This window comes from Saccharothrix sp. ALI-22-I (assembly GCF_001984175.1).
Classification (GTDB): domain Bacteria; phylum Actinomycetota; class Actinomycetes; order Mycobacteriales; family Pseudonocardiaceae; genus Actinosynnema.
The window spans coordinates 16,196-28,690 of the sequence record NZ_MTQP01000025.1 but is presented as its reverse complement, the minus strand read 5'-3'; the positions used below and the strand labels follow the sequence as shown (position 1 = coordinate 28,690).

At 68.1% G+C, this 12,495-nt stretch carries 11 protein-coding genes and 1 pseudogene; 4 read left to right on the top strand and 8 right to left on the bottom strand.

Annotated features, from left to right (window positions below; translation table 11 throughout):
* Nucleotides 1-354 (top strand): recombinase family protein (locus ALI22I_RS01660; protein ID WP_238598007.1); only part of this gene is annotated, 354 nt, incomplete at its 5' end.
* Entirely contained in the window at nucleotides 351-1,433 is a 1,083-nt protein-coding gene (locus ALI22I_RS01655; RefSeq protein ID WP_077003801.1) for an integrase core domain-containing protein, read from the top strand. The genes ALI22I_RS01660 and ALI22I_RS01655, both read left to right, overlap by 4 nt.
* A gap of 30 nt (nucleotides 1,434-1,463) precedes the next feature.
* On the opposite strand, the pseudogene ALI22I_RS01650 reads toward ALI22I_RS01655, so the two are convergent.
* From ALI22I_RS01650 to ALI22I_RS01640, 3 genes and pseudogenes are all read right to left on the bottom strand, one after another.
* Nucleotides 1,464-2,213, bottom strand: a pseudogene (locus ALI22I_RS01650) (transposase); the annotation flags it as partial.
* A 248-nt stretch (nucleotides 2,214-2,461) separates the two neighbouring features.
* Complete coding sequence (locus ALI22I_RS01645) at nucleotides 2,462-2,791, bottom strand: hypothetical protein (protein WP_077003799.1); 330 nt, start codon at nucleotides 2,789-2,791, stop codon at nucleotides 2,462-2,464.
* 180 nt (nucleotides 2,792-2,971) lie between these two features.
* Complete coding sequence (locus tag ALI22I_RS01640; protein ID WP_202970557.1) at nucleotides 2,972-3,685, bottom strand: integrase core domain-containing protein; 714 nt, start codon at nucleotides 3,683-3,685, stop codon at nucleotides 2,972-2,974.
* Between the two features lie 113 nt (nucleotides 3,686-3,798).
* Between ALI22I_RS01640 and ALI22I_RS01635 the strand changes: the two genes are divergently transcribed.
* Nucleotides 3,799-4,959, top strand: a complete 1,161-nt coding sequence (locus tag ALI22I_RS01635; protein ID WP_202970556.1) for an ISAzo13-like element transposase-related protein — start codon at nucleotides 3,799-3,801, stop codon at nucleotides 4,957-4,959.
* Nucleotides 4,960-5,176: 217 nt separating this feature from the next.
* Here ALI22I_RS01635 and ALI22I_RS01625 read toward each other — a convergent pair whose 3' ends face one another.
* Nucleotides 5,177-5,347, bottom strand: a complete 171-nt coding sequence (locus ALI22I_RS01625) for an AAA family ATPase (protein ID WP_202970555.1) — start codon at nucleotides 5,345-5,347, stop codon at nucleotides 5,177-5,179.
* Between the two features lie 496 nt (nucleotides 5,348-5,843).
* Between ALI22I_RS01625 and ALI22I_RS01620 the strand changes: the two genes are divergently transcribed.
* The gene (locus tag ALI22I_RS01620; protein WP_202970554.1) at nucleotides 5,844-8,162 is read left to right on the top strand and encodes a sialidase family protein; all 2,319 of its coding nucleotides are present in this window, start codon (nucleotides 5,844-5,846) and stop codon (nucleotides 8,160-8,162) included.
* An 18-nt stretch (nucleotides 8,163-8,180) separates the two neighbouring features.
* On the opposite strand, the gene ALI22I_RS01615 is transcribed toward ALI22I_RS01620, so the two are convergent.
* The 4 genes from ALI22I_RS01615 to ALI22I_RS01595 all read right to left on the bottom strand — a co-directional run bounded on the left by ALI22I_RS01615 (nucleotide 8,181) and on the right by ALI22I_RS01595 (nucleotide 11,900).
* Complete coding sequence (locus ALI22I_RS01615) at nucleotides 8,181-8,453, bottom strand: hypothetical protein (RefSeq protein ID WP_077003796.1); 273 nt, start codon at nucleotides 8,451-8,453, stop codon at nucleotides 8,181-8,183.
* 132 nt (nucleotides 8,454-8,585) lie between these two features.
* The gene (locus tag ALI22I_RS01610) at nucleotides 8,586-9,296 is read right to left on the bottom strand and encodes a hypothetical protein (protein WP_143531884.1); all 711 of its coding nucleotides are present in this window, start codon (nucleotides 9,294-9,296) and stop codon (nucleotides 8,586-8,588) included.
* Nucleotides 9,297-9,543: 247 nt separating this feature from the next.
* Complete coding sequence (locus ALI22I_RS52780) at nucleotides 9,544-10,323, bottom strand: hypothetical protein (protein WP_238598006.1); 780 nt, start codon at nucleotides 10,321-10,323, stop codon at nucleotides 9,544-9,546.
* Between the two features lie 422 nt (nucleotides 10,324-10,745).
* Entirely contained in the window at nucleotides 10,746-11,900 is a 1,155-nt protein-coding gene (locus ALI22I_RS01595) for a serine hydrolase domain-containing protein (RefSeq protein ID WP_083751338.1), read from the bottom strand.
* Between the last annotated feature and the right edge of the window lie 595 nt (nucleotides 11,901-12,495).

Below are 12,495 nucleotides of genomic sequence, written 5' to 3'. Positions count from 1 at the left end.
CTCAACGAACGCGCCGTGCCCAGCCCGTCGGGGTCCGATGTGGACCGCAACCGGCATCGGTCGGACAGTGCGTGGAGTGTGCAGACGGTGGCGGCGATTCTGGGGAATCCGCGCTACACCGGCAGGCAGGTGTGGAACCGGGTCGTCAACGACCGCGACAAGGTCACCCTGGGGTCCGGGCGTCCGGGGCAGCGGCCGAACGAGGCGGACCAATGGGCGGTCTCCACGGTGTTGGCGCACACGCCGCTGGTGAGCACGAGGACGTTCGCCTCGGCGCAGGAGGTTGTGCCGCTCGGAAAGTCGTCGTCGCTGGTGGAGCGAGGGTGTCAGTGTGTTGAGAGCATGCCCGGGTGATCGTGTCCCTGCTGTACAAGGTGACCCGGGAGTTGCTGGCTGTGCCGTCGGTGGTGTTGCGCAGCGAGACGACGAAGGACGCCGAGCTGCTCGTGCTGCGGCACGAGAACGCGGTCCTTCGGCGGCAACTCGCAGGTCGGGTCCGCTACGAGCCCGCGGATCGGTTGTGGTTCGCGGGCCTGTCCGGGTTGGTGGATCGTCGGCGGTGGCGGGCGGTCTTTCCGGTCACGCCGGGCACGCTGCTCGCCTGGCATCGCAGACTCATGGCTCGTAAGTGGGACCACTCAGCGCGTCGACGCACCGGACGCCCACCGACCCGAGCCGCGACCAAGTCGCTCGTGCTGCGGCTCGCCAGGGAGAACCCGCGGTGGGGTCATCGGCGGATCCAGGGCGAACTGGCCCGGCTCGGCCACCGTATCGCCGTCTCGACGGTCTGGCGGATTCTGCACGAAGCGGGCATCGACCCGGCGCCCCGCCGTGCCGGCCCGACCTGGCGGGAGTTCCTCACCGCCCAGGCCCAAAGCATCGTCGCGGCGGATTTCCTCCACCTCGACACCGTGCTCGGTAAGCGGCTCTATGCGTTGGCGTTCCTCGAACACGGCACCAGACGCCTGCACATCACCGGTGTCACCGCCCACCCGACCCGGGAGTGGACGACGCAGCAGGCCAGGAACCTCGCCGCTGACCTCGGTCATCGGATGGAGTCCCTGCGCTTCCTTCTCCGCGACCGCGACGGCAAGTACGGCCAGGCGTTCGACGCTGTCTTCCAGGCTGACGACCTGCGCGTGATCAAGAGCGCGCCACAGGCGCCTCGAATGAACGCCCACTGCGAAAGAGTCATCGGCACGCTCCGACGCGAACTCCTCGACCACATCCTGATCCGGGGAGAGACTCACGCACGCCAGGTCCTCAAGACCTACGAAGACCACTACAACCGGCACCGGCCTCACCAGGCCCGCGACCAACTACCACCCAACGTCCAGCAGCGCCCCACCGCCGTGCACAACCTCGACACCCACAGACTGCACCGCACCCGCATCCTGGGCGGGCTCATCAACGAGTACAGATACGCTGCTTGACCAGCAACGATGACTTTTCGAGCGGCACACGGTGCGAAGGCACGCAACCAGTTCACGCTCCAGCCCGCCACGCCCCTCGACATAGAGCGCCTGGTAGATCGCCTCCGAGGAGATCCGCATCGAGGCGTCGTCCGGAAAGTCCAACGGCAGCCGCTTCGCGATCTGCTCCGGGCTCCACGCCCTGGCCCACCGCCGGTCCTGCCGCCGGCCCCGATTACGGCCCTTCCACCTCGGCGCGACCGGCCCCGCCACCGCCGTACCTCGCCGACACCGGATCACTCCGGCGAGCCGCTCCCGCACGTAGTCACGCAGCCGCGCGTTCGTCGCCAGTTTCGAGGTCTTCGGCCGTCGCGCCCGCCGCTCCGCATGCCACTGCGCCGTCGACGCGCGATACTCCGGGCGGTAGGTGCGGGTCGACGCGTTACGCCGCAGCTCCCGTGAGACCGTCGAGGGCGAGCGCCCCAGCCGCCGGGCGATCTCACGAACACCACAGCCCTGGGCATGCCAGATCGCGATGTCCTCCCTTTCCAGGAACGACAGGTACCGGCCGGACACGGTCGCGGGGAGATTCGGGCGCACGCCGCCAGCGTGACGGAACCACCGAGTACCGACCGCCTGCGACACACCGATCGCCACCGCGGCATCCTCGGAACTCAACCCCGCGGCGATCCCGGCCCAGAACCGAACCCGATCCTCGCGCCACGCCACCGTCGGACGCCCGGGAGACGGAATCTGCCCACGATACAGACGAACCGCCCGCTGCCGCGATCCAACACCCATCCCAGACACCGGGCTCCGCCCGAGCCTTTACCCCGACGCCTTATCCCGGCGCGCCCACACCCCAGTGGAGAAGACCAAAACAAGGTCAGCGGACCCTCTTGACGGCCCCACTCCTTCGGGGATGACCTGCACCGACGACATTTCGGCAAATACAGGGCCTTCCGACGACACCGACGACACCGACGACACAAGTGAGTGACATGATCGCGTCGTTCCTGTTCTTCTGACTGCGCTGGGGAATCCTGCATTCAGGGAAGGTTGATCCTTGCGATCCCGAAGCCTTGCCGCCCGAATCCGGGGTTTACGAAGGCCAGAATCATGCGGGTTCCGGCGGCGAGTCGGCCGAGATCGATGAATCCGACTGCCGTCTGACCGGGGCCCACCTCGTCGGACTCCCACTCGGTGACGAACACATCGTCGACCTCGACGCCGACAGTGGCCGTGCCCGGCTCGTCGCCGACATTGCCGACCTCGACGCTGATCCGGACACCGGCGTCGCTGTGCGGCACGACATGTCCGTCCGGATTGTCGGTCGGGTCGGGCATGACACCGATCATGCCCTCGACGATTTCGAACATCGCAGCCATAATTGATCACCCTCGATCCTGGGTCGGGTTGTTGCTCGGTGCCCGGCCCGCCGTCGCGCGCCATCAAGTGATTTCCCGTCGAACGCTCCCGAGGAACGTCGGATTGACGGGTCGGTCACGGAGCCCTCTCCGGTCGCGCCGCGCGCGGTAGACCGTGTGCCGCTCGAGAAGTCATCGCTGCTGTTCAAGCGGCGTGTCTGTAGTCGTTGATGAGTCCGCCCAGGATGCGGGTGCGTAGCAGTCCGTGGTGTCGAGGTCGTGCACCGTGGTGGGGTGCTCGCGTGCCTTGGGTAGTTGGTCGCGGGCGTGGTGGGGCCGGTGCCGGTTGTAGTGGCCTTCGTAGGTCGTGAGGACCTGACGTGCGTGGACTGCACCAGCGATCAGGATGTGGTCGAGGACCTCGCGTCGGATGCTGCCGACGATCCGTTTGCAGTGGGTGTTCATCCGGGGCGCCTGCGACGCACTGTTGATCGCGCGTAGTTCTTCGGTTTGGAAGACGGCGTCGAGCGCCTGGCCGTACTTGCCGTCGCGGTCGCGCAGCAGGAAGCGCGGGGACTCGATGCGGGTGCCGAGGTCGGCGGCGAGGTTCCCGGCCTGCTGTGCTGTCCAGTCCCGGGTGGGGTGGGCGGTGACGCCGGTGATGTGCAGGCGTCGGGTGTCGTGTTCGAGGAAGGCCAACGCGTAGAGCCGTGTGCCGAGCACGGTGTCGAGGTGGAGGAAGTTCGCCGCGACGATGCCCTGGGCCTGGGCGGTGGAGAACTCGCGTCGGGCCGGAGCGGCGCGGCGCCGGGTCGACGCCTGCCGTGTTGAGGATCCGCCGGACGGTCGAGGCGGCGATCCTGTGGCCGAGCCGGGCCGACCGCCCTGGATGCGCCGATGACCCACCGTGGATTTTCGCCGGCGAGCCGCAGTGCGAGTGCCTTGATCGCAGCTCAGGTTGGCGGGCGTCCGACGCGTCGGTGGGCGGTGTGGTCCCGTTCCCGGGCCACGGATCTGCGGTGCCGGGCGAGCAGGGTGCCGGGAGTGACCGGGAAGACCTTCTGTCATCGCCGACGGTCTATCAACCTGGACAGGGCGGCGAACCGGAACGGTCCACGGGGCTCATCGCGGACCGAGGCCGTGAGTTGGCGGCGGAGGACCGCGTTCTGGTGGCGCGGCACGAGCGGTTCGGCGTCCTTCGCTGCGTCACTGCGGAGCAGCGCCGACGGGGCGAACATCAGCTTCCGGGTCACCTTTTACAGCAGGGACCCGATCACCAGAGCATGCTCTCAAGCAGGCGTCTGCACTGCTCTACCAGCGGCGATGACTTTTCGAGCGGCACAGCATGCCGACACAAGATCACACCACCAACTATCACCACGACCCGCGACGAACTACTTGCGGTACTGAAGCAACGGCATCGGCCGGGAACCTCCAAGTGGAAAAAAGTCGAGCACCGACTGTTCTCCCGCATCACCCACAGCCTGCGCGGGCAACCGTTGACCGACTACGAAGTACTGCTTCGAAGCATCTCGGCCACCCGCACCCGCACCGGGCTGACCGTCAAGGCCACGCTGGACGAGAACGACTACCCCACCGGCCGCACGCTGACCAAAACCGAACGCCAAGCCGTCGCACACCGCGTCGAACGCGAGGAGTTCCACGGCGAATGGAACTACGCCATCGCCCCACGCGATCCCGACACAGAAGCACCGACCGAGCCGACACGCCAACCGCCCACGATCCCTGCCGAATCCACCTTCCTACTCACCCATCCCGCCCTGACCGGCATGACGCGCGAACGCTTCGACCGGCTCGTGGACGAACTCGAACCCTGCCGCAAGCTTCTGGCCGAAGCCGAGCGGCAGAGGAGGCAGGGCATCGACCGTCGCGGATACAACCCCGGCTTCGGGTTCCTCGACCACCGTCACCGCGTGCTGGCGGCAATCCTGAGTTGCCGCAACACCGTCACCCTGACCCTGGTGGCCCGATTACTCCGACGGGACCGCAACACCCTGAGCTACCACGCACACCGGACCAGACCGCTGTTGGCCTTCGCCGGACCCAACACCGCCGCGGTCCTCGCTCCGCCTCGGCGAACCCACCCACCCCGCACGATCGAAGCCCTGAAAGCCGCGATCGAACACTACGAAAACATGATCAAAGCGGGCAGTAGTTGATTTACGGCTCCTGAACCGCTTCCAGTTCGTTGACGATCATCAACGCCACCACGGCGTGAAGCGGTTGTGCCAGGTCATCGGAGTCGCCCGGTCCAGCTACTACCACTGGAAGGCCACCGCCCCCGATCGCGCGGGCCGCGCCGCCGCGGACGCCCGCCTGGCCGCTCGCATCCGCGTCGTCCATCGCGAGTCGGCGGGCACTACGGCGTCCCGCGGATCACAGCCCGATCTGGATGAGCCGTCCTTCGATCACGTCGGAGGCCGCCAGCGGGTTCTCGTGCCCGTAAAGAGCTTTCACCCATTCGTCCTTGGTAAGGCGAAGCGCGTTGCGCTCGATCTCCATGCGTCGGGCAGCACTGGTCTTTCCGGTGGCCGGCAGCCCGACCACCAGAAAGAGTGTTGGTTGTCCCATCCCACCCCCGGCTGAGCGAACGCCTCATTATCACTAATCGCGCGCTCCCAAGGCACTTTCATACCGCAGACCGGTCGTGACGCTGATGTCGGCTTGTGCCGATGGCCGCGGCCGTGATCGCGACCGCCCGCAGAGTCGAATCGATTCAATCTCCGGGGGCCAGCCCGAGGTCTCGGCCACCCTGCCCCTCGGAGCGACGAGTCGAAACCGGGATTAAACAACATCTTCGGGGTGTGTGCAACGTCTTGCGCGATCTTCTCATCACTCATAGTGTCCCGAAGACGACGGTGTCGAAGCGCTTCGACGACAGGTGTCACGCACCCTGTCTTCTGCGTTCGGCATCCCGGCGACCGGTGGTCCGCCGGGCATCCGTTCCCTGCGACGAAGGGCGATCCCAGTGTCGAGTTCCCCTGATTCCCCGTCTCCCCTACCGGCCGCACAGGGGCCTGGCAGGCGCACCGTCCTTCGCTCGGTGGCGGCAGCCGCGGCCGCCGTCGCAGGCGGCGTTCCCCTGATGTCGGTCGCCACCGCCGGTACCGCGAACGCCTCGGCAGGTCCCTCCGGGAGGTATGCCTGGCGGAACGCGGAGGTCGTCGGCGGGGGTTTCGTCTCCGGGATCGTCTTCAGCCAGAGCGAGCGGGGCCTGGTCTACGCGCGCACCGACATCGGTGGCGTCTACCGCCTCGACAAGCGCACGAAGCGTTGGATCCCCCTGCTCGACTGGGTCGACTGGGACCACTACGGCCACACCGGGGTGATCAGCGTCGCCACGGACGAGGTCGACCCCGACCGGGTGTACGCGGCCGTGGGCACCTACACGATCCCCGAGTGGGATCCGACGATGGGCGCGATCCTGCGCTCCGCGGACCGCGGCCGCACCTGGCAGACGACCATGCTGCCGTTCCGCCTGGGCGGGAACATGCCGGGCCGCGGCATCGGCGAGCGCCTGGCCGTCGACCCGCACCGCAACAGCGTCCTCTACCTCGGCGTGCGCGGCGGCAACGGCCTGTGGCGCTCCGTGGACCACGGGAAGACCTGGGCGAAGGTCGAGAGCTTCCCCAACGTCGGCAATTTCGTCCCGGACCCCAACGACACCGGCGGCTACAACAGTGACAACCTCGGCGTGCTCCAGGTCGTGTTCGACAAGCGAACCGGCCGGCGCGGCCGCCAGACGCGGACGCTGTACGTCACGGTGGCCGACAAGGAGAACATCCTCTACCGCTCCACCGACGCCGGCCGGACCTGGCAGCGGGTGCCCGGCCAGCCCACCGGCTTCATCCCCCACAAGGCGGTGTTCGACCACGAGGACGGTTACCTCTACCTGGCCACGAGCGACACCGCCGGCCCGTACGACGGTGCCAAGGGCGACGTGTGGAAGCTCGACACCGCCACCGACACCTGGACGCGCATCAGCCCGGTGCCCTCCACCAGCCCCGACGGCCAGTGGGGCTACTCCGGCCTGTCCATCGACCGGCAGAACCCCGGCACCCTCATGGTGGCCACCCAGATCCACTGGCACCCCGACATCATCCTGTTCCGCTCCACGGACGGCGGCGCGAGCTGGACCCGCGCCTGGGACTGGGCGTCGGACACCGAGCGCACGTTCCGCTACACCATGGACATCTCGGCCGCTCCGTGGCTGACCTGGAACGCCACCCCCGCACCGCCCGTGGTCGCGCCGAAGCTGGGGTGGATGACCGAGGCGCTGGAGATCGACCCCTTCGCCTCCAACCGCTTCCTGTACGGCACGGGCGCCACGATCTTCGGCTCCGACAACCTCACCGACTGGGACACCGGGGGCACCGTGCGGATCGACGTCCGCGCCGAGGGCCTGGAGGAGACCGCGGTCCTCTCGTTGATCAGCCCTCCGGTCGGCGCGCACCTGTTCTCCGGAGTCGGGGACGTCGGTGGCTTCCGGCACACGGACTTCACCCGCGCCACCACGATGTACGACAACCCCTCCTTCGGGATGACGGCCACCCTGGACTACGCCGAGAAGGCGCCCCGCACGATCGTCCGGGTCGGCAACCCCACCGGCAACTGGACCCAGCACTTCGCGATCTCGACCGACAGCGGCGACACCTGGACCCCCTCGGGAAGCGAACCGGCCGGCCTGACCGGTCCGGGCGTCGAGGACAGCGCCGTCGCGATCGCGGCGGACGGCGGCCGGGTCGTGTGGGCACCCGCGGGCGCGCCGGTGAGCTGGAGCGCCGACGCGGGCGCGACGTGGACCGCCTGCGAAGGCGCCCCCTCCGGCGCGCTGGTGCGCGCCGACCGCGTCAATCCCGCGGTCTTCTACGCCTGCCACGCCGGCACCTTCTACCGGAGCACCGACGGCGGGAAGCGCTTCGCGCCGACCGGGGCGACCGGCCTGCCCGCTGAGGGCAACGTCCGGTTCAAGCCGGTACCCGGCCATGAAGGCGACATCTGGCTCGGCGGCGGCAAGACTGGCAAGGTCTACGGGCTGTGGCGATCGACCGACGGCGGCACCTCCTTCACCCGCCTGCCGGGCGTCGTGGAGGGCGACAACGTGGGCTTCGGCAAGGCCGCGCCCGGAAGCACCTATCCGGCCGTCTACACCAGCTCCCGCATCGGCGACGTGCGCGGGATCTTCCGCTCCGACAACGCCGGTCGGACCTGGATCCGGATCAACGACGACCAGCACCAGTACGCCTGGACCGGCAACACCATCACCGGCGACCCGCGCATCCACGGCCGCGTCTACGTCGGCACCAACGGCCGCGGCGTCATCTGCGGCGAGCCGACCCGACCGGTCAACGCCAACGGGTGAGCGGTTCCAGGGCGGGAACTACCGGGTGGACCTCGTCGGCTCGCAGTCGAACGGCCCGACGTCCCGGAGCATTCTCGCGGCCTCGCGCGGGTCGGTGAATTCGCGCAGAACCTCGTGCAGCGTGGTCGGTTGCAGTGCCTTGCCGACGCCGTCGCCGACCAGCGCGAGCCTGCCGCGGTCGGTGTGCACCGTCTTGGTGCCGATGGTGTCGAGGTGCGCGGTGGCCACGCTGGTGAGTACGCGGTTGTCGTAGTAGGCGGCGACGTCGTCGGGATGGCCGGAGTCGCGCAACTGTTGGGCGTAGGTGTGGTCGGTGGTCAGCTGCGTGAGGAGGTCCCCCTCGACCAGGTTTATGTGGAATCTGAAATGTCAACATCGGTCGGCTATGAGCGTCCTTGACGGAAGCTCACGAGACGTGTCATGTCACGGGTCGATGACATCCTGCCCGATGATCGGAGGCGCTCCGTCCGGAATGTCGATGTCGAGTCGGCGCTGGGCTCGGTCGGGGGCCAGGCGGGCGGGGGTGGGTGTGTTGCATTCAGGGTCGTCTGTGGAGGAGACCGGGGAAGCGGCCGTGTCCTGCGTGCCGTCACGCCCATGCGGTCGCCGGTCCCTGATGCCTTTGACCGTGGCCTTGATTCCGTCGTACGCGGCGTTACCGATCATGCCCGACACAGCGGCCGTGCCGATCCACGCAGCAGTGTCCACGACGTCCGAAACACTGGTGGTGGGCACAAACGGCTTGGAAGATGGTACCCAATCGACACGGCCCGTCGCATCCACGTCCTGCCAGAACTGCGCGTCCAGTAGGTCATCCCCAAAGATGAATACCTTGTCGGTGCCCAGCAGACAGGGAATGGTCGGCTCCCACTCGACGGTCCACTGCTCTGGTGCGAGGTGCTCGGGACGTTCCTGGTGGGCTTCCCACTCCGTACGGCACACCTTGCGCCACATCGGGGTGACCCCCGGGGGTAGGTCGGTCTGCTCGCCCAGCCATGCTCCCGGCCACCAGTCAGTCGGCTTGGAAGGAGCCAGGTCCCTGACTGCCTGGCTGGCCTCTTCGAGCAGTTCCAGCTCCACGAGATTGTCCGCAAGCAACGCGTTCAACGTCGCACGCGCGTGCCGGTACTCCACGGGCCAATGGTGCTGCGGTAACGGGCTGTCCCCCATGGTGGTCAATGCTACGGCGCACACCGGGTCGGCGGGACGGTGAAAGCAAGGCTGACACGGAGCACCTGCCCAGTGCTCGACTGACAATCCCGGTGACCAGGAGCGTTATTCAAAGGTTGATCTTGGGTGGTAGCGCAACAGCCCCGCCTGGGTAGGGTCGGTTTCCTCTCACGGGTCACAACGCTTGGCGACTGACGACCTGGCTGACCTCTCATACCGGTTTACCCTGGTTCACCGCGATGATCGGCAGAAGCGTGGCGGTGGCCGGGATACCGATCTCACGTGGGGTAGTGCCGTCCGGGGCGGGTACGTCCGCCAGGCGTTCCAGCAGGGCGTCGAGGGCGGCTTGGCCGTCGTCGACGGCGGCCTGTTCGTCCTCGGTCAGCGGGAGGTTGGCCAGCATCCGCTGGAGGTTGTCCTTGGCCTCCAGGAGTTCGCCCTTGCTGGAGGCTTTGGGGGTATAGAAGTCGCAGCGGGCACAGGCCATCCGGTGCGGGCACTGCTCGAAGAAGGTGTAGGTGCAGTAGCCGTGGCCCAGGTCGTAGTACTGCCACGGTTCGCCGTCGGCGGCGGCGCCGGAGGTGACGGCGTCGCGGTCGACCAGGACCTCGATGGTGCGGAGGTGTAATAACGCGCGGCAGTCGCCGACCCAGGCGATGTCCAAGGTCATGCTTCCCCGCTCGGGCCGGGGTCGGGTCACGGCGACGACCATCACGGTGTCCTCGCCTCTGGTGGGGATGTCGTTGGCGAGCAGGGCTTCGCGGGCCGCGAGCAGGCCGGTGATGGCGGGGTTCAGCAGGCGCGCTCCGGGCACGGCTGCCATCGCCGTGGTGGTGGCGATCGCCGCGGCGGTCTCCGCACCGAGCCGGCTGCCGATGCCGTCGGCCACGGCGAACCCGGCGATGCCGGTGGCGTCGTCGACGACCGTGCCGTAGCAGTCGGCGTTGACCTCGCGCGAGCCGATGGCGGTGGCCCCTCCGACATCGTGCACCGGCAGGTCGCGGTCGCGCCGAACGTGGTGCTCCGCGCCTCGACCAGCATCTCGGCGGTGCTTCTCCACCCGCAGCGGCAGAAGGCGATGTCGGAAGGTGCTTCGACGCCGAACACCCGGTGCCGCTTGGAACGGCCCGAGGCCGTCGTAGGAAAGGAACGAGACGTCGTGTAGCACCCGGCCCGAAGCCGAGGTGAGCATGAGCGCGACGAACGTCGCGGCGTCCTGATCACCCCCGACAACCGCACCGCGTACATCAGCAACACCATCGCCGGCACGGTGTCGGTGGTGGACGTCCGAACCAGGGCGGTCACGCCATCATCACCCTCGCCCACCACTGGCCCCGGCGCGACGGGGCCACCACGCCGCTCGACGGCGGTGCCGGGGAACCGGCACCGCCGTCGAGTCATGGGCGGAGTGGGTCAGCTCGCGTACTGCACCGCGGCGGCCAGGAGGGAGCACGGGTGGGGCCCACCGTCGATGCCGCTGTTGACGACCAGGGAGGCCTCGACGTTGCCGGGGAACTTGCCGTGGCACGTCACGACGCGGCCGGCGCCGTTGTTGTAGTCACCGCCGTGGGCGCGGGTGCCGGCTGCCACGTAGTCCCAGCCCAGACCGCGTGCGCCGGGCTCGATGGTGTCCATCCACAGGCGGACCTGGGGCGAGACGATCGTGCCGTGCCGCAGGTAGACCTGCCAGCGGACCAGGTCGATCGCCGACATCCGCAGGCCGCGGTAGCTCGCGCAGGCCTCGTAGGACGTGCCGGACATCTCCAGCAGGGACCCGGTCTTCGAGGCGCTGGTCAGATAGCCGTGTGCGTTGTTCGCCGGGTCGCTCGACAGGCAGTTGACGGTGGCGATGCCCGCCGGGGTGAACAGGTGGCGGTTGATGTAGGCCATCGACCAGGGTGCGCCGCCGGGCTGGATCCACTCCGGCACACCGAAGCCCTGCTCCGTCAGGTACCACAGGCGGGTGAGGACGACTCGTGCGACGGCGTAGTTCTCGTTCTCGTAGTCGTAGGCCTTGCCCGTGCCCACCGGGGCGATGGACATCGCGTACTTGATGCCGTCGTAGCGGGCGTTCATCTTCTTCTGCTCGTCCAGGGACTGATCCTTGATGAACTGGCCGAGCCCCGAGGTGTGGCCGAGGATGTCCTTGATCTTCACGCTCTTCCACCCGTCGGTCGCGGTCGAGCGCATGTCCGGCGGCAGGTACGGCCAGATCGGCGCCTCCGGCGTGAGCCCCGCGGCCTCGGTCGCCTTGAGCAGCGCGGCGGCGACGACGTTCTTGGTGGCGCTGGCGATCTCGATGCGGCTGTACGGGGTGAACGACGTGCCCTTGTCCACCCGCGCGGTGCCGTCCGCGCCCTTCTGCGCCAGCAGGCCGTTCTCGGCGATCGCGAACGCGTAGCCCATGGCCTTGCCGTTCAGCGACGAGTGCAGGTACTGCGCGGCCTTCGCGGTGTCCACGTCCACCAACGTCGACGGCGTCCCCAGGTCCGCCTGCGCCGACCCCGCCCCGACGGCCAACAACGCGGCAACCGCCCCCGCGACAAAGCTTCCCCTCTTGATCCTCATCACTGTCTCCCCTTGTCCCGCCCCCGGCCCCTCCGGCGGCGATGGGACCAACTCTCGCGGCCGAGCACACCCCGAGGCATGAGGGAGACACCCTCAAAGACCGGGGGCCGGAACTTGGGGGTGAACTTGGGGGGTCGAACCATGTATCAGCACGGGCCCCCAAGCATCTGTTTTCGAACGACTCCTGCCGCGGAGGCGACCTCGTAGGTGATCGCCTCCTGGACGCCGCCGACTACCGGTTGTGCGTGGAGAGGCCGTAGCCGTAGGGAACAGGGGGTCGTAGTCGCGATCACCGACGTTGATCGGTTCCTGCTGCTCGGCGCGAGGCCGGCTCACCGGCAGTTTCCCGGTGTAGGGCACGGAGCCGAACAGGGGATCGGCCACGCCGGCACTTTCACTCCCGGGCAGCCAGGACATGACGAAGGCGGGGTGTGTCAAACGAGCGGCTCTGGCTCGTAGCCGGTGGTGACGTGGAGTGGCCGTCACGGCAGAAGGATGCGATGGCGGAGAAGGGGGCTTGCCCCAAGGCCGCGTAGTTAAGGAGTTGCCGTGGCCGTCAAGTCTTCCGTGTGTGGTTGCCAGGCGTCGGCGAGGG

Bases quoted from the DNA above. Each gene is read 5' to 3' on its own strand.
- ALI22I_RS01645 (WP_077003799.1), bottom strand. From the start codon at position 2,791: ATGTTCGAAATCGTCGAGGGCATGATCGGTGTCATGCCCGACCCGACC.
- ALI22I_RS01595 (WP_083751338.1), bottom strand. From the start codon at position 11,900: ATGAGGATCAAGAGGGGAAGCTTTGTCGCGGGGGCGGTTGCCGCGTTG.